This is a genomic window from Sphaerisporangium sp. NPDC049457, from assembly GCF_055586705.1.
On sequence record NZ_JBVJHR010000003.1, the window covers coordinates 182,680 to 198,790 of the forward strand.

A 16,111-nucleotide genomic window follows, 5' to 3' on the forward strand; every position below is an offset into this window, starting at 1 on the left:
CTTAACCCTGAACGGCGGCCATGACCGCCTGGTCGATGTCCCTGCCCTCGGCGCGCGCGTCCGCCTGGGCCCGCAGGACCCGCTTGTAGTCGACGGGCATGATCTTTCCGAAGCGGGTGAGCGTGCCGTCCCAGTCGTCCAGCAGCGTCTTGGCGACCGTCGAGCCGGTCTCGGCGAGATGGCGTTCGACGATGTCGCGCAGGAACTCGGAGTCCTCCTCGGTGAGCTCCTCGATGGCGACCATCTCGCGGTTGACCCGAGCCTGGTCGAGGTCGAGCACGAAGGCGATGCCGCCGGACATGCCCGCCGCGAAGTTGCGCCCGGTCGGGCCGAGCACGACCGCGCGGCCGCCGGTCATGTACTCGCAGCCGTGGTCGCCCACGCCCTCCACGACCGCCGTGGCGCCGGAGTTGCGCACGCAGAACCGCTCGCCGACGACGCCGCTGATGAACACCTCGCCGGAGGTCGCGCCGTACAGGCCGACGTTGCCGGCGACGACCTGCGTCTCGGCGCTGAACAGCGCGTCGGGATGCGGCCGCACCGTCACCCTGCCGCCCGACAGGCCCTTGGCCAGGTAGTCGTTGGCGTCGCCGATGAGCCGCAGCGTGACGCCCCGGGGCACGAACGCCCCGAAGGAGTTGCCCGCCGAGCCGGTGAAGCTCACGTCGATGGTGTTGTCGGGCAGCCCGGCGCCGCCGTGCCGCTTGGTCACCTGGTTGCCGAGCATGGTGCCGACCGTGCGGTTGACGTTGCGGATGGGCAGTTCGAGCGTCACCCGCTCGCCGTACTGCAGGGCGCCCTCGGCGAGCTGGATCAGCGTGTTGTCCAGCGCCTTGTCCAGCCCGTGGTCCTGCGCGACCACGCGCCGCAGCGGCGTGCCCTCCGGCAGGGAGGGCACGTGCAGGATCGGCGAGAGGTCCAGGCCGGCGGCCTTCCAGTGGTCCTCGGCGGCCGTGGTGTCGAGCATCTCGGCGTGGCCGACGGCCTCGTCGATCGAGCGGAAGCCGAGCGCGGCGAGGTACTCGCGGACCTCCTCGGCGACGAACTCGAAGAAGTTGACGACGAACTCGGGCTTGCCGGCGAACCGCTTGCGCAGCTCGGGGTTCTGCGTGGCGACGCCGACCGGGCAGGTGTCCAGGTGGCAGACGCGCATCATGACGCAGCCCGAGACCACCAGCGGCGCGGTGGCGAACCCGAACTCCTCGGCGCCGAGCAGCGCGGCGACCACCACGTCGCGGCCGGTCTTGAGCTGGCCGTCGGCCTGCACGACGATGCGGTCGCGAAGGCCGTTGAGCAGCAGCGTCTGCTGGGTCTCGGCCAGGCCGAGCTCCCAGGGGGCGCCGGCGTGCTTGATCGAGGTGAGCGGCGAGGCGCCGGTGCCGCCGTCGTGGCCGGAGATGAGCACCACGTCGGCGTGCGCCTTGCTGACCCCGGCGGCCACCGTGCCGACCCCGACCTCCGCGACGAGCTTCACGTGGACGCGCGCCTGGGGGTTGCTGTTCTTGAGGTCGTGGATGAGCTGGGCCAGGTCCTCGATGGAGTAGATGTCGTGGTGCGGCGGCGGGGAGATCAGGCCGACGCCGGGGGTGGAGTGCCGGGTCTTGGCGATCCACGGGTACACCTTGTGGCCGGGCAGCTGGCCGCCCTCGCCGGGCTTGGCGCCCTGGGCCATCTTGATCTGCAGGTCGTCGGCGTTGACCAGGTATTCGCTGGTCACGCCGAACCGGCCGGAGGCCACCTGCTTGATGGCGCTGCGGCGCGTCGCGTCGTACAGCCGGTCGGGATCCTCGCCGCCCTCGCCGGTGTTGGACTTGGCGCCCAGCCGGTTCATCGCGATGGCGATGGTCTCGTGGGCCTCCTTGGAGATCGACCCGTAGGACATCGCGCCGGTGGAGAACCGCTTGACGATCTCGGAGACCGGCTCGACCTCCTCGATCGGCACCGGCGGGCGCACGCCCTCGCGCAGCTTGAACAGGCCGCGCAGGGTCATGAGCTTCTCGGCCTGGGTGTCGACCAGCTCGGTGTACTGCTTGAAGATCTCGTACCGGCGGGTGCGGGTGGCGTGCTGGAGCCGGAAGACCGTCTCGGGGCTGAACAGGTGCGGCTCGCCCTCGCGGCGCCACTGGTACTCGCCGCCGACCTCCAGGCGGCGGTGGGGGTTCTCGGCGCGCGGGTAGGCCCGGCGGTGGCGCAGGGCGGCCTCCTTGGCGAGCACGTCGAAGCCGACGCCGCCCAGCCGGGAGGTGGTGCCCGCGAAGCAGGCGTCGATGACCTCCTGGCCAAGCCCGAGCGCCTCGAAGATCTGCGCGCCGGTGTAGGAGGCGACCGTCGACACGCCCATCTTGGACATGATCTTCAGGACGCCCTTGCCGTAAGCCTTGATCAGGTTGCGCACCGCGGCGCGCGGGTCGAGGGCGAGCGCCCCGGAGGCGACCAGGTCCTCGATGGTCTCGATCGCCAGGTAGGGGTTGACGGCCGAGGCGCCGTACCCGATGAGCAGCGCCATGTGGTGGCACTCGCGGGCCTCGCCGGTCTCGATGACCAGGCCGACGCGGGTGCGCGACTTCTCGTGGATCAGGTGGTGGTGCACCGCGCCGGTGAGCATCAGCGACGGGATCGGCGCCAGGCGGCCGTCGGAGCCGCGGTCGGACAGCACGATGATGCGCGCGCCGTCCGCGATGGCCTGCGACACCTCGGCGCAGATCTCCTCAAGGCGGTGCAGCAGCGCCTCGCCGCCGCCGGCGACCTCGAACAGGCCGGAGACGATGTGCGGCTGGAAGCCGGGCAGCGCGCCCTCGTCGTTGATGTGGATGATCTTGGCGAGCTCGTCGTTGTCGATCACCGGGTAGGGCAGGACGAGCCGGCGGCAGGACGCGGGGTCCGGCGCGAGGAGGTTGCCCTCGGGGCCGATGGTGGTCTGCAGCGAGGTGACCAGCTCTTCGCGGATGGCGTCCAGCGGCGGGTTGGTGACCTGGGCGAACAGCTGGCTGAAGTAGTCGAACAGCAGCCGGGGCTTCTCGCTGAGCACGGCGACGGGGCTGTCGGTGCCCATGGAGCCGATCGGCTCGGCGCCCGCCTTGGCCATCGGGGCCAGGATGACGCGCAGCTCCTCCTCGGTGTAGCCGAAGGTCTGCTGGCGCTTCACCAGGGCCTCATGGGTGACGATCGGGCGCTGGCGGGCGGGCAGCTCCTCGAAGCGGATGAGCCCGGCGTGCAGCCAGTCGCCGTACGGGTGGGCGGCGGCCAGCTCGGCCTTGATCTCGTCGTCTTCGATGATCTTGCCGAGCGAGGTGTCGACCAGGAACATCTTGCCCGGCTGGAGGCGGCCCTTGCGGACGACCCTGGACGGCTCGATGTCGAGCACGCCCGCCTCGGAGGCGAGCACGACCAGGCCGTCGTCGGTGACCCAGAAGCGGCCAGGACGCAGGCCGTTGCGGTCGAGGACCGCCCCGACCAGCGTGCCGTCGCTGAAGGTGATCGACGCGGGGCCGTCCCAGGCCTCCATGGAGGTGGAGTGGTACTCGTAGAAGGCGCGCCGCGCCGCGTCCATCTCGGTGTGGTTCTCCCACGCCTCGGGGATCATCATCAGCACGGCGTGCGGCAGGCTCCTGCCGCCCAGGTGGAGCAGTTCCAGGCACTCGTCGAACGAGGCGGTGTCGGAGCCGTCGGGGTCGCAGATCGGGAAGAGCCGCGCCAGGTCGCCGGGGATCAGGTCGGTCGCCAGCATCGCCTCGCGGGCCCGCATCCAGTTGCGGTTGCCCTTGACGGTGTTGATCTCACCGTTGTGGGCGACGTACCGGTAGGGGTGCGCCAGCGGCCACGACGGGAACGTGTTGGTCGAGAACCGCGAGTGGACCAGGGCGATCGCGGTCGCGTACCTCTCGTCGGAGAGGTCGGGGAAGAAGGGCTCCAGCTGCGGGGTGGTCAGCATGCCCTTGTAGACGATGGTGCGCGAGGACAGCGAGGGGAAGTAGACGTCCACCTCGTGCTCGGCCCGCTTGCGCAGGCAGAAGGCCAGGCGGTCGAGCTCCAGGCCGGTCTCGCCGTTCGGCGAGGACACGAACAGCTGCCAGAACGCCGGCATGACGGCGCGGGCGCTCGGACCGGCGTGGGCGACGTCGATGGGGACCTCGCGCCAGCCGAGGACGGTCAGGCCCTCCTCGGCGGCGATCTCTTCGATCATCCGCACGCCCGTCGCGCGGGCCTGCTCGTCGATCGGGAGGAACGCGACGCCGGCGGCGTAGGAACCGGCGGAGGGAAGGGGGAAGTCCACCGTGTCGCGGAAGAACGCGTCCGGCATCTGCGTGAGGATGCCGGCGCCGTCACCGGTGTCGGGTTCGCTACCCTTGGCCCCTCGGTGGTCCAGGTTGCAGAGTGCCGTCAGGGCCTTGGCGACGATGTCATGGCTTCGGCGCCCGGCGACGTCCGCGACCATCGCCACACCACAGGCGTCGTGCTCCTGCGAGGGGTGATAGAGGCCCTGGGGCTCGGGGAACCCGAGGTGGGCAGCAGGCATTGAATCCCTCCCGTCGTCTTCGTCTGCTTCGTCTGATTGGCGATTGCAGGCAAGAGGGACGACGTTGGCCCTGCTGCTGTTAGGTGTGTAGAGACTACCGCACCCTGCCGGAATAGTGCCCGCCAGGTGGGGATCGCGAACATTCACCATATGGGGTCACGTCGATGTGCCCGCTGCCGTACGTCCCTGGCCGCAGCTGATGAACGACGGTAAATCAGGCGTTATTCCTGGTGAGGACCCCGGTAAGTGTTCTGTAGCCGGTCAGGAAAGGGTCAAAAGTGCCCATGCGGCATATCCCTTATACCACGCCTGTACGGGTCGTCGGACCGCCGGCCTCGGTCAGCCGCTCGCGTCGAGCACGCGGCGCTGCACGAAACCGCCCAGAGCCTCCAGAGCCACCTGGTGCAGTGTCACGTCGGCGCGGCCCGTCTCGCTCGCCGGGCCCACCCAGTTGACCACGACGAAGTGCCCGAGCGCCCGCACCTCGGCTCTGCTGCGGCGGGCGTCGAACGACGCCGGCTGGCCGGGCGCGAGCCGCAGGAACCCCTCGGCCGGACGGGCGCCGAGCGCGTCCACCAGCCTGTCGGCCGCGGCGCCGTCGGGCATGTCGAACACGGCGTACTGGCCGGACACGCCGCCGTCGGCATCGGCGAAGCTGGCCCGCACCACCTGGGCGCACCCGGCCGCGGCGGCGACGGGGCCGTCGCCCCACAGCGCCTGCGAGCAGTCGGCCGACACCGTGACCTGGCGGCGCCGCATGGTCGTCCCGGAGGCCGGCAGGGCGGCGGCGTCCTGACCGAACACCTCGGCCTCGCTCAGCGGGCGCGGGTCTTCGCGGCGGCCGGCGATGGGCGCGTACAGCGCCGAGGTGTGCTCGGCGCGGACCTTGCCCGGCGCCTGCCCCGTCTCGGGCCGCGTGACGAAGAACACGACGGCCCCCGCCCCGGCCAGCACGCCGACGACCGCCAGGGCGATCCACCTACGGCCCAACATGGTCACGCGGCTCATCCGGCCGGCGGCGCGGCCGGCCCGGCGACGGAGACGACGCGGCGGTAGACGGCCTTCTCGGCCGCCCGGGCGCCCAGGGCCAGCGAGACGAAGTCGTCCTTGGGCGTGGCCTCCTGGCCGTCGGCCCGCCCGACCCACACCAGCCCGGCGTAGTGCCCCATCACCTGGCCGCTGGCCTCGGAGTAACCGTCCTGCGGGAACGCGGCCGCCTTGGACTCCAGCGGGCGCACCCACCCGCCGCCCCGGTACAGGGTGGACATCCGCTGGACGAAGCCGTCGGCCGCGGCGGCGCTGGCCATGTTGAACAGGGTGTACTGGGCGACGTACCGGCGGTCGGAGCTGAGGTACAGCCCCCGGACCGCCTGGTTGCAGCCGGTCTCGCCCAGCTCGGCCAGCACGCTGCCGCCCCACACCGCGGGCGCGCAGGCGGCGTCCAGGCGCCGGGCGACGAGCTTGAGCGTCAGCTTGCCGCTGCGGACGGTCTTGATGGAGAAGACCTCCTCGGCGCGCAGCGGAGCCTGGTCGGCCTTGCGGTCGCCGATGGGCGCGAACAGCTTGGGCGAGGGCCACGCCTGGTAGTCCGACGGGCTGAGCAGCCCGACCTGGTCGACGGCGGAGCCCACCTCGGCGGGCGGATCTGAGACGCCGAGGGAGCTGACGGCGGCGGTGAGGCCGAAGCCGCCGACCAGCACCGCCAGCACCGTGCCGGCGCCGAACAGCAGGCGCTGCTGCCGCTGGGTCAGGCCGCGCTCGGACAGCGCGTCCACCTCGAACGAGGCGCGGCGCCGCTTGCTGCGCGCGCTCACGGGACGCCCGCGCCCGCCGGACCGCGACCGGGCTCCGTCTCGGCGTGCCCCCCCGAGAGGCCGCCATGGGTCATCGTGAATTCGCCTCCGAGGCGGGCGCGGCCTGGGCCGCCGGCCCGCTGTCGTCCGCACCGTCGCTCTTGCCCTCGCCCGCGCCCTCAGACGCGTTGCCCTCGGACGCGCCGGCGGCCTCGGAGGCGCCGGCCTCCTTGGCGGCACCGGCGTCCTTGGCCGCGCCGGTCTCGTCGGCCGCGCCGATCGCGTCCGCCGCGCCGGTGTCGTCGAGAGCACCGGTCTGCTTGCCGGCGCCGGCCTCCTCGGAGGCGCCCTCGGCGGCGGAGTCGGGCGCTGCGGCGGCGTCGGTGGCGGTCGCACCGGCGGTCGTCTCAGGGCGCGCGCTCTCGTCCGCGGACGCGGGCGCGCCGTCCCCCGCGTCGTCCTCGCCGCCGGCCGCGGCGTCAGCGCCGGCGGAGGCGGCGGCGATCTCGTGCTCGTCGGCCTGCGCGGCGTCGTGCGCGGGGTCGGCACCGGCCCCGTGGAGGGGGGCGACGATCTCTTCGGTGGTCCTGTTCCTGGTCAGGTACAGGTACAGCAGCGCGCCCAGGAAGATGACGATGGAGGTCCACTGGTTCAGCCGCAGGCCGAGAATGTTGTGGGCGGGGTCGACCCGCATGCCCTCGATCCAGAAGCGGCCCAGGGTGTAGCCGGCGACGTACACGGCGAACAGCCGGGCGTGGCGCAGCGCGTACCGCGACCCCAGCCACACCAGCACCCCGGCGAGCGCGAGATCCCACAGCGACTCGTACAGGAAGGTGGGGTGGTAGGTCGACACGCCCGGGATCGTGCCCGGGCGCCCCGGGTCGATCTCAAGCCCCCAGGGCAGGTCGGTGGGCCCGCCGAACAGCTCCTGGTTGAAGTAATTGCCCCAGCGGCCGATGGCCTGGGCCACCGCGATGCCCGGCGCCACCGCGTCGGCGACCGCCGACAGCGAGATGCCCCGCCTGCGGCAGGCGATCCACACCCCGACGGCGCCGAGCGCGACGGCCCCCCAGATGCCGAGGCCGCCGTGCCAGATGTACAGCGCGTCGATCGGGCGGTTCGGGGCGTCGTCGGCGAAGTAGAGCTGCCAGTCGCTGATGACGTGATACAACCGGCCGCCGACCAGGCCGAACGGGACGGCCCAGACGGCGAGGTCGGTGATGGTGCCGGGCTCGCCGCCGCGGGCACGCCAGCGGCGCTCGCCGATCCAGACGGCGGCGATGACGCCGAGCACGATGCAGAAAGCGTAGGCGCGCAGAGGGATCGGTCCGAGGTACCAGACCCCTTCTGGCGGGCTGGGAATGGAGGCCAGGGGCATGTCAGGTGACGTTACCGGTTCCAGGCCTACTTCGCGGCATCAAGGATGGTCTGACGCAGCGACGAAGGGCTGTAGGCGACGCTGTTGTCGATCTCCTGCCCGTTCAGCCGCAAGGTCGGGGTGCCCTCGAACGCCTTCGAGTCGATGATCTTCTTGTTGTAGTCGGCCTGGGTCTGGGCGTACTTCTGGCTCGTGACGCACTGCTCGAAGCCGGGGTCGGTGACGCCGGACTCCTTGCCCCACTTCACCAGGTCGCCGATGGCGAAGCCCTGCTCGCTCTCGGAGGGCTGCTCCTTGTAGAGGCGGTCGTGGAAGGCCATCCACTGCTGCCCGCCGGGGACGCAGCGGGCGGCCGCCGAGGCCCGGGTGGTGTTCCCGAGCGTGGGCTCCTGGCCGAAGATGTTGACGACGTGGTAGACGACCTTGACCTGGCCGGCCGCCGCCATGTTCTTCAGCGTCGGCCCGCTGGTCTGCTCGAACGCCTTGCACGCGGGGCACTGGAAGTCCTCGTAGATGTCGAGGACGGGCTTGTCGACGCCGGGCTTGGCCATGACCGTCGAGCCGTCGGCCGCCAGGCTGATCGGGGCGAGCGCGCCGCTGAGCGTCTCGGACTTGCCCGCCTGGACGTACCACCAGCCCCCGCCGATCACGGCGAGCACCACGACCACCACCGCGACCACGGTGGCGACGCGCCTGCGCCGTTCTTGGACGCGTTCTTGCTCGCGCTGCGCCTTGATGCGCTCGCGGGCCGAGACCTCACGCGCGGCCTTACCCATCAGAGCCTTCCCTTCGTGTCGGGCCGGTCATCGTCGTCGATGACGCGGCCTCCCCGTCGTTCTCGCCGCCGTCCTCGTCGTCACGGTCGTCACCGTCGCGGGCGGTCCGCGCCGGGACCAGGCCGAGAGCGGAGTCGAGCGAGAGGCGGCCGGGAGCGAACCGGACGATCCACACCCCGAGCAGGAACAGGCCGCCGTCCCGGAGGATCTCCCAGAAGTAGGAGGGACTCTGCCCGGCGGCCAGCTTGCCGCCGCCGCCGAAGCAGCCGCAGTCGATGCGCAGGCCACGCGCCCACGCCGAGGCGATGCCGACCACGAAGGCCAGCATGAGCAGCGCGGACACCGCGCCCGCCGCACGTGTGAGCAGCCCGGCGACGAGCAGCACCCCGACGACGATCTCGACGATGGGCAGGCCGTAGCCGACCGCGGTGGCGACCTGCGCCGGCAGCAGTTCGTAGGCCTCGACGGCCTGGATCGACAGCGCCGGCGTGCCGATCTTGAGCCAGCCGGCGGCGATCAGCACGGCGGCGACCACCAGCCGCGCGGCCGTCGTCACCCAGGGTACCGCCGGATGAGCGTTGAGCGACCTCATCGGCGCCGCCTCCGCGACCTCACCAGCATCTCGTCTCCTTATCCCCGCGAGCCGACCGGCTCGGGACGCGTCACACCGCGGACGCCCCGCCGACGGGGGCGGGGCCGCATGGGGCACGGCGCCTTCCTTGCCGAAGGCTACCGGCTGAACAGCCCATCATGACGCCGATAAGCGGCCGGTAAACAATCTTCGAACGAAGACTTCCAGACGCACTGACCTCGGGAAACGGACACGAGGCCCTTTCCGGCGGGACGAAAGACCCTTACTCGGTCACACCCGGCGGACGCGAGACGTGACCGGCCCGCCGGGAGGACGAGACCGGTCTCACGCGCGGACGCGAGGCCGCCGGTCGCCGCGGCGGGGGCGATCGGGCGCCAACGGCCAGGCGATGACGGCCGGGCACAGACGGCCGGACGCCCTCAGTCGAGCGAGGCGGTCAGGCGCGGACGCCGTCGGCGAGCTCGGCCGCGAGCTCGCGTACGGCCGACAGGCCGGTGGCCTCGTCGGGGGCGTCCAGCAGGCGGCGGATGAACGCCGAGCCCACGATGACGCCGTCGGCGTAGGAGGCCACCTCGGCGGCCTGCGCGCCGGTGCCGACGCCGAGACCCACGCAGACGGGCAGCGAGGTCTGGGCGCGGCAGCGCTTGACCAGGCCCTCGGCCGCGCCGCTCACGCTCTCGCGGGCGCCGGTGACGCCCATGAGCGAGGCGGCGTACACGAAGCCGGTGCAGCACTCGGCGACGGCCTGGATGCGCTCGTCGGGTGAGCTCGGGGCCACCAGGAAGACGGTGTCGATGCCGGCCTTGGCGCTGTGCTCGCGCCAGGGGCCCGCCTCCTCGGGGGTGAGGTCGGGGGTGATGGTGCCGGTGCCGCCGGCGTTCGCCAGGTCGCGGGCGAAGCGCTCGGCGCCGTAGCGGTCGATCGGGTTCCAGTAGGTCATGACCAGCACGGCGGCGCCGCTCTTGGCCACGCCCTCGACGGTGCGCATCACGTCGGCGATGCGGGTGCCGTTGACGAGGGCGCGGTGCACGGCGTCCTGGATGGTGGGACCGTCCATCAGCGGGTCGGAGTAGGGCAGGCCGATCTCGATGACGTCACAGCCGGCCTCCACCATGGCGGTCGCGGCGGCGATGGCGCCGTCCTTGGTGGGGAAACCGGCCGGAAGGTACCCGACGAGCGCGGCCCGCTTGTCGGCCCGCGCCTTCTCGAACACCGTCTGGAGAGTCGTCATGTCAGGATGTCCCGCTCACAGGTGTCTGGGGCCTACAGGTTGAAGTACTTCATGGCGGTGCCCATGTCTTTGTCGCCGCGTCCGGAGAGGTTGACCAGAATGGTCGCCTCGGGGCCGAGCTCGCGGCCGAGCTTGATCGTACCCGCCAGGGCGTGCGCCGACTCGATGGCCGGGATGATGCCCTCGGTGCGCGCGAGGGTGGAGAAGGCCTCCATCGCCTCGTCGTCGGTGACGCCGTGGTAGGTGGCGCGGCCGGTGTCCTTCAGCCAGGCGTGTTCGGGGCCGACGCCAGGGTAGTCGAGGCCGGCCGAGATGGAGTGGGACTCGATGGTCTGGCCCTCGTCGTCCTGCAGGACGTAGGTGCGCGCGCCGTGCAGCACGCCGATCGAGCCCTCGGTGAGGGTGCAGGCGTGCTCGCCGGACTCGACGCCGTGCCCCGCGGCCTCGTAGCCGTGCAGCGCGACGCCCTCGTCACCGAGGAAGGCGTGGAACAGGCCGATGGCGTTGGAGCCGCCGCCGACGGCCGCCGCGACGGCGTCGGGCAGGCGGCCGGTGAGCTGGAGCACCTGGCGGCGGGCCTCGACGCCGATGATGCGCGCGAAGTCGCGGACGATCTCGGGGAACGGGTGGGGGCCGGCGACCGTGCCGAACAGGTAGTGCGTGTTGTCGACGTTGGTGACCCAGTCGCGGAACGCCTCGTTGATGGCGTCCTTGAGGGTGCGGCTGCCGTTGCCGACGGGGACGACCCGCGCGCCGAGGAGCTTCATGCGGGCGACGTTGAGCGCCTGGCGCTCGCAGTCGACCTCGCCCATGTAGATGACGCATTCGAGGCCGAGCAGTGCGCAGGCGGTGGCGGTGGCGACGCCGTGCTGGCCGGCGCCGGTCTCGGCGATGACGCGGGTCTTGCCGAGGCGCTTGGTGAGCAGGGCCTGGCCCAGCACGTTGTTGATCTTGTGGGCGCCGGTGTGGGTGAGGTCTTCGCGCTTGAGCAGCACGCGGGCGCCGCCCGCCACCTCGCCGAACCTGCGCACCTCGGTGACCGCCGTCGGCCGGCCCGCGTACGTGCGCAGCAGGTGGTCGAACTCGGCCACGAACTCGGGGTCGGTCTTGGCGTCGGCGTAGACCTTGGCCACCTCGTCCAGGGCGGGGATCAGCGCCTCGGGCACGAACCTGCCGCCGAAGACGCCGAAGCGCCCCTGGGCGTCGGGGTCGTCGCCGGCCACGCCGCCGCCCGCGAGGTCGGCGGCGGTGATGAGGGGGCCTTCTGCGATGGTCACTGCTGCCTCTCGGGTCCGTTGTCGAGTCGCGATGCGGGGTGCGCTCCGGCGGTGACCAGGTCGACGACGGCGGCCCGAGGGTCCTTGCCGGTGACCAGGCTCTCGCCGACGAGCACGGCGTCGGCGCCGGCGCGGGCGTAGGCCAGCAGGTCGTGCGGGCCGCGCACGCCGGACTCGGCGATCTTGATGACGCCGTCCGGAATCTTGGGCGCGATCCGGGCGAAGACGTCGCGGTCGACCTCCAGGGTCTTGAGGTTCCGCGCGTTCACACCGACGATCTTGGCGCCGGCTTCCAGCGCCCGGTCGAGCTCTTCTTCAGTATGCACCTCGACGAGCGGAGCCAGGCCGATCGACTCGGCCCTTTCGATCAACGAGACCAAAGCGTTCTGGTCGAGCGCGGCCACGATCAGCAGCGCGAGGTCGGCGCCGTGCGCCCGGGCCTCCCACAGCTGATAGGAGCTGACCACGAAGTCCTTGCGCAGGACCGGGATGTCCACCGCCGCGCGCACCGCGGCCAGGTCGTCCAGGCTGCCGCCGAAGCGGCGCCGCTCGGTGAGCACGCTGATGACATGCGCGCCGCCCGCCTCGTAGTCGCCGGCCAGCGCCGCCGGATCGGCGATCGCGGCCAGGGCGCCCTTGGAGGGGCTGGACCGCTTGACCTCGGCGATGACCGAGACCTTGTCTCCGCCCAAGGCCGCGTAGGCGTCTTTGGTGGCGGGCGCGCGCTGGGCGCGTTCCTTGAGCTCCGCCAGCGACACGGCTTGCTGCCGGTCGGCGAGGTCGGCTCGCACGCCGTCCAGGATCTCGTCGAGCACGCTCACTTGATCTCCTCGCTTGGCTCGCTCACCCGTACAGGGTCCTTCCGCCGCTGTGCCCGGGTCGAGGACGCCTCCCCCGATCGGTGATCGGCGCGGAGGCCCGCTTCCCCTCCCGACCTTGCCCTGCCGATGGTATCGGGCTTAACGCCGTCGGCTCGCCACAGGGTGGCGATCGTGGTGCGTCACGGCGCGAGGAAGCTGCCGAAAGGCAGATTCCGCACGATCCAGTAGACGATCACCAGCGCGAGGAACGCCCAGATGTAGGCCGGATGGGCGAGCGTCGTGCGAACGGGCCGCCCCTGCCAGGTGCGCAGAGCCCACCGCCCCCACCAGAACAGCAGGAACGGGATGGTGGCCACAGCGAGAGGATTGAGGCCGAGCGCGGCCACCACGTCGCCGTGGGCGAGGGCGTGGATGGTGCGCAGCGTGCCGCAGCCGGGGCAGTAGAGCCCTGTGATGAACAGGAAGGGGCAGGTCGGGTAGTGGCCCGGCCGGTTGGGGTCGATCATGCCGACGTAGGTGAAGACGGCCCCGGTGAGCGCCGCGGCGCCGAAGGGCGCGAGCATGGACCGCGGACGGCCGCTCCCGCGCCTCCCGGTCGGTTCCGCGTGCGTCGTCATCCGTAGTTGTAGGTGTTGGCGTTGCTGAGGATCAGGGCCACGAGGAGGAAGTAACCGACGATCACCACGACGTCGACCACGATGCCCCAGATGAGGGCGCGTTTCCACCAGGTCTTGGCCTCCTCGGAGGCGACCATGGCCCCCTGGTAGTCGCCGACCGCCCACCTGGAGTTGACCTGCGACGACTTGACGATCGAGACGATGCCGAAGGGCAGGCAGCAGAACAGCGTGGTGAGGATCGCCGCGACCAGGTGGTTGTCCGGCGGGGTGGGCTGGCCGCCGTAACCCTGCTGCCCGTAGCCGTAGCCCCCCGGAGGCGGCGGGTAGCCGCCCTGCTGGCCGTAGCCTCCCTGGCCGTAGCCGCCGCCCTGCTGCCCGTACCCCGGCTGCTGCTGACCGTAGCCGCCGCCCTGCTGGCCGTACCCCCCGGAGGGCTGGCCACTGGGCTGCTGAGGGTCGTGCCCCTCAGGGTTGCCCGGCTGATTCCCGTAGCTCATGGAAGGCTCCTGTGAGATCAATGTGCGTATTGCGCTGCGGCAGCATAGCGATGACCGGCGACACTCATGGGCGTTGTTCCGCTTTGTGGGCAACTTGTCATGTTGTCGGTCATCTGCTCAGCCGCGCCGCGCGCCGGGGCCGTCGCCTTCCGTAAGGTCGACGCCCTGGTCGAGCGCGTCCCACAACGCCCGCTCTGACCTGCCGGGACGCTCATCGCCGGCGCCCGCGACGGCCGGGCGGGCGCCCCGCCGCTCGTACCGGTCGGACATGCCGGGCCAGCCGCCGCCGCGCGCCACCGCCACGACGCCGGCGGCGGCGAGCAGCAGACCTCCGGCGACGGCGAGCGCGGGCCAGACCGGCGCGGGCGAGGCCACCAGGTCGGCCAGGCCGGTCAGCGTGCCGCGCGTCCCGGCGACCTCGACCGCGTGGGAGGGCGACGACCCCTGCCAGGCGGCCGCGGCGGCCGCGGCGCCGAGCAGCGCGATGAGGGCGCCGACGACCCTGCGCCACAGGCCGCGGGTGGCGAGCACGGCCACCACCGCGGCCAGGCAGGCGAGCGCGAGCGGGCCGAGCACCGGCGCGAGGTCGCCGCCGGACAGCGCGACCGCGCCGCGGCGCGTCCCGCCGCCGGGGCCGGCGGGGTAGGCGACCTCGGCCCAGGTGCGCCCGGCGGCGAGCAGGAGCAGGCCGGCTCCCGCCGCGCCGGCCGCCACCCACGCCAGCAGCTCATGGCGCGTGCCGCCGCGGGGCGCCGCGCCCGTGCGGGCCGGGGCCCCGGCCGCCGTCACAGGGACTCCTCGACCGGCAGCACGTCGGCGTCGAAGCAGGTGCGGTCGCCGGTGTGGCAGGCGGCGCCGACCTGGTCGACCTTGAGCAGGATGGTGTCGCCGTCGCAGTCGAGCGCCACGTGCCTGACGTGCTGGACGTGGCCCGAGGTCTCGCCCTTGACCCAGTAGGAGCGCCGGCTGCGCGACCAGTAGGTCGCCCGGCCGGTGGTGAGCGTGCGGTGCAGCGCCTCGTCGTCCATCCAGGCCAGCATCAGCACCTCGCCGGTGTCGTGCTGCTGGACGACCGCGGGCACCAGCCCGTCCGCAGTGCGCTTGAGACGGTCCGCGATCTTCTGATCAAGAGGCATGGGGCAATTCTGCCGCAACGAGCCTCAGGGGCAGGTCACCGCAGGGGTATGCCGTGTACCCGGCCGCGCCCCGGAACACCGACCCCGACAGCCAGCGCGAGGTGTTGGAGGCCACGACGCGGCCGGCGGCGTTGACCAGGAACGCGGGCGCCGGGATGCGCCGCAGCTCCGGGACGACGGCGCCCTCAAAGGCCCGCACGAACACGTCGGCCGCCGCCACGCCGATGAAGGCGCCCTCCACCGTCACCGGCACCGACAGGGTCAGGCTGTACTCGTCGGTGCACAGGTAGTCCACGTAGGGCCCGCAGATGGTGCGCTCGTCCCCCGAGCGCGGCCCGGCGAACCAGTCCCAGTGGGTGTAGTCGTAGAAGGCGCTGCTGGCCGGATTGAGGTCGCGCAGCAGTTGCACGGGGGCGCCGCTGGGCGCGTCCTGCCACCACTCCAGGTACCAGGGCGCGTCGGACAGCAGGCCGGGGGCGGCGATGAAGCCGATGCCGGCGATCAGCGCGCCGAGATGCCCGAACAGCAGCGGCCGCAGCGCCGCCAGGTCGGCGCTCACCGGCTCGCGCCCGGCCCGGCGCACCGAGCGCGCCCGCCCGGCCGCGGCGGCCCTGATCTCGTCCAGGGCGTGGAAGACCCGCTCGGTGGTGTCGCGCACGGCCCGGCGCGCACGGGAGACGGACGCGTCCGCCTCGTCCTCAACCTTGGTGCCCATGGTCTCGTTCACGTTTCCAGGAGCCGCAGCTCGATGAGGTGCCCGATGGCGTCGAGCACGTGCCGCTCGGCCAGATCGCGCGCCAGGCCGGCCTCGCCCCGCGTCAGGGCCTCGGCGATGGCGCGGTGCTCGGCGAGGATCTCATCGTGCCTGGTGGCGCCCGCGCGGGGAAGCCACAGCAGCGGTCCGATGTCGGCCTGTAACCGGATCTCCTCCTGGGTGAGCCGCGCCGACTGGGAGGCGGCCGCCACCTCGATGTGGAAGCGGCCCTCGACGCGGCCGAGCCGGGCGTCGCGGGAGGCCGCCATCTCCTCCAGGGATCGCCACAGGGGGGCGACGTCGCCGGGCAGGGACCGCTGGGCCGCCAGGCGGGCCGCGGCCCCGGCGATGGCGGCGTAGTGGTCGCCGAGGTCGCGCAGCTCGGCCACGGAGAACGCCCGCAGCCGCGCCTCGAACTCCGCGCCGGAGGGGTCGGCCGGGACGCGGACGAAGCTCCCGCCGCCGCGCCCGCGTCTGGTCTCCACCAGGTCGCGCTGCCGCAGGGCCATCAGCGCCTCCCGCAAGGTCACGGTGGAGACGCCGAGCCGGGCGGCCAGCTCGGCCTCGCTGGGCAGTTGCTCGCCGTCGGCCAGCAGGCCCAGGGCGATGGCGTCGGTGATGCGGCGCACCACCGCCTCGACCCGGGCGGTGGCGCCGACCGGGGAGAACACGGCGAGCCGCGTCGGATTCATCCCGTGCCCTCTCCTTCGTCGGCTCTGACGC

The 16,111-nt window shown here is 72.4% G+C and carries 15 protein-coding genes; all 15 read right to left on the bottom strand.

What is annotated here, in order from left to right; translation table 11 throughout:
* Nucleotide 1: 1 nt before the first annotated feature.
* Nucleotides 2-4,516 carry a glutamate synthase large subunit gene (gltB, locus tag ACZ6QO_RS06765; protein ID WP_465848368.1) on the bottom strand — a complete coding sequence of 1,505 codons (4,515 nt, stop codon included), beginning with the start codon at nucleotides 4,514-4,516 and terminating at the stop codon, nucleotides 2-4.
* A 339-nt stretch (nucleotides 4,517-4,855) separates the two neighbouring features.
* Complete coding sequence (locus ACZ6QO_RS06770; RefSeq protein ID WP_465848370.1) at nucleotides 4,856-5,515, bottom strand: hypothetical protein; 660 nt, start codon at nucleotides 5,513-5,515, stop codon at nucleotides 4,856-4,858.
* Nucleotides 5,516-5,520: 5 nt separating this feature from the next.
* Nucleotides 5,521-6,330: a hypothetical protein gene (locus ACZ6QO_RS06775; protein ID WP_465848372.1), complete on the bottom strand. Its 810-nt coding sequence runs from the start codon at nucleotides 6,328-6,330 to the stop codon at nucleotides 5,521-5,523.
* Nucleotides 6,331-6,400: 70 nt separating this feature from the next.
* Nucleotides 6,401-7,687, bottom strand: coding sequence for a prolipoprotein diacylglyceryl transferase (lgt, locus tag ACZ6QO_RS06780; RefSeq protein WP_465848373.1), 1,287 nt, complete (start codon nucleotides 7,685-7,687; stop codon nucleotides 6,401-6,403).
* Between the two features lie 26 nt (nucleotides 7,688-7,713).
* Nucleotides 7,714-8,463 carry a DsbA family protein gene (locus ACZ6QO_RS06785; protein WP_465848374.1) on the bottom strand — a complete coding sequence of 250 codons (750 nt, stop codon included), beginning with the start codon at nucleotides 8,461-8,463 and terminating at the stop codon, nucleotides 7,714-7,716.
* Entirely contained in the window at nucleotides 8,456-9,055 is a 600-nt protein-coding gene (locus tag ACZ6QO_RS06790) for a MauE/DoxX family redox-associated membrane protein (RefSeq protein ID WP_465848376.1), read from the bottom strand. Before ACZ6QO_RS06790 ends, ACZ6QO_RS06785 begins: the two co-directional genes overlap by 8 nt.
* 436 nt (nucleotides 9,056-9,491) lie before the next feature.
* Nucleotides 9,492-10,286, bottom strand: coding sequence for a tryptophan synthase subunit alpha (trpA, locus tag ACZ6QO_RS06795; protein WP_465848377.1), 795 nt, complete (start codon nucleotides 10,284-10,286; stop codon nucleotides 9,492-9,494).
* A gap of 32 nt (nucleotides 10,287-10,318) precedes the next feature.
* Entirely contained in the window at nucleotides 10,319-11,509 is a 1,191-nt protein-coding gene (gene trpB / locus ACZ6QO_RS06800; RefSeq protein WP_465848662.1) for a tryptophan synthase subunit beta, read from the bottom strand.
* Nucleotides 11,510-11,559: 50 nt separating this feature from the next.
* Complete coding sequence (trpC, locus tag ACZ6QO_RS06805; RefSeq protein WP_465848379.1) at nucleotides 11,560-12,384, bottom strand: indole-3-glycerol phosphate synthase TrpC; 825 nt, start codon at nucleotides 12,382-12,384, stop codon at nucleotides 11,560-11,562.
* A gap of 179 nt (nucleotides 12,385-12,563) precedes the next feature.
* On the bottom strand, nucleotides 12,564-12,947 hold the full coding sequence (locus ACZ6QO_RS06810; RefSeq protein ID WP_465848381.1) for a DUF2752 domain-containing protein: 384 nt from the start codon (nucleotides 12,945-12,947) through the stop codon (nucleotides 12,564-12,566).
* A gap of 50 nt (nucleotides 12,948-12,997) precedes the next feature.
* Nucleotides 12,998-13,498 carry a CD225/dispanin family protein gene (locus ACZ6QO_RS06815; protein ID WP_465848383.1) on the bottom strand — a complete coding sequence of 167 codons (501 nt, stop codon included), beginning with the start codon at nucleotides 13,496-13,498 and terminating at the stop codon, nucleotides 12,998-13,000.
* A gap of 117 nt (nucleotides 13,499-13,615) precedes the next feature.
* On the bottom strand, nucleotides 13,616-14,287 hold the full coding sequence (locus ACZ6QO_RS06820; protein ID WP_465848385.1) for a TIGR02234 family membrane protein: 672 nt from the start codon (nucleotides 14,285-14,287) through the stop codon (nucleotides 13,616-13,618).
* Nucleotides 14,284-14,634, bottom strand: coding sequence for a phosphoribosyl-AMP cyclohydrolase (gene hisI, locus ACZ6QO_RS06825; RefSeq protein ID WP_465848387.1), 351 nt, complete (start codon nucleotides 14,632-14,634; stop codon nucleotides 14,284-14,286). Before hisI ends, ACZ6QO_RS06820 begins: the two co-directional genes overlap by 4 nt.
* The gene (locus ACZ6QO_RS06830; protein ID WP_465848389.1) at nucleotides 14,624-15,349 is read right to left on the bottom strand and encodes a cache domain-containing protein; all 726 of its coding nucleotides are present in this window, start codon (nucleotides 15,347-15,349) and stop codon (nucleotides 14,624-14,626) included. Before ACZ6QO_RS06830 ends, hisI begins: the two co-directional genes overlap by 11 nt.
* An 8-nt stretch (nucleotides 15,350-15,357) precedes the next feature.
* Nucleotides 15,358-16,080, bottom strand: coding sequence for a FadR/GntR family transcriptional regulator (locus ACZ6QO_RS06835; protein ID WP_465848391.1), 723 nt, complete (start codon nucleotides 16,078-16,080; stop codon nucleotides 15,358-15,360).
* Nucleotides 16,081-16,111 lie beyond the last annotated feature (31 nt).

Excerpts from the sequence above, each read along its gene's own strand:
- trpA (WP_465848377.1), bottom strand. The coding sequence starts at position 10,286 with ATGACGACTCTCCAGACGGTGTTCGAGAAGGCGCGGGCCGACAAGCGG.
- lgt (WP_465848373.1), bottom strand. The coding sequence starts at position 7,687 with ATGCCCCTGGCCTCCATTCCCAGCCCGCCAGAAGGGGTCTGGTACCTC.
- hisI (WP_465848387.1), bottom strand. The coding sequence starts at position 14,634 with ATGCCTCTTGATCAGAAGATCGCGGACCGTCTCAAGCGCACTGCGGAC.
- ACZ6QO_RS06815 (WP_465848383.1), bottom strand. The coding sequence starts at position 13,498 with ATGAGCTACGGGAATCAGCCGGGCAACCCTGAGGGGCACGACCCTCAG.
- ACZ6QO_RS06810 (WP_465848381.1), bottom strand. The coding sequence starts at position 12,947 with ATGCTCGCGCCCTTCGGCGCCGCGGCGCTCACCGGGGCCGTCTTCACC.
- ACZ6QO_RS06785 (WP_465848374.1), bottom strand. The coding sequence starts at position 8,463 with ATGGGTAAGGCCGCGCGTGAGGTCTCGGCCCGCGAGCGCATCAAGGCG.
- ACZ6QO_RS06835 (WP_465848391.1), bottom strand. The coding sequence starts at position 16,080 with ATGAATCCGACGCGGCTCGCCGTGTTCTCCCCGGTCGGCGCCACCGCC.
- ACZ6QO_RS06830 (WP_465848389.1), bottom strand. The coding sequence starts at position 15,349 with ATGGGCACCAAGGTTGAGGACGAGGCGGACGCGTCCGTCTCCCGTGCG.
- ACZ6QO_RS06790 (WP_465848376.1), bottom strand. The coding sequence starts at position 9,055 with ATGAGGTCGCTCAACGCTCATCCGGCGGTACCCTGGGTGACGACGGCC.
- gltB (WP_465848368.1), bottom strand. The coding sequence starts at position 4,516 with ATGCCTGCTGCCCACCTCGGGTTCCCCGAGCCCCAGGGCCTCTATCAC.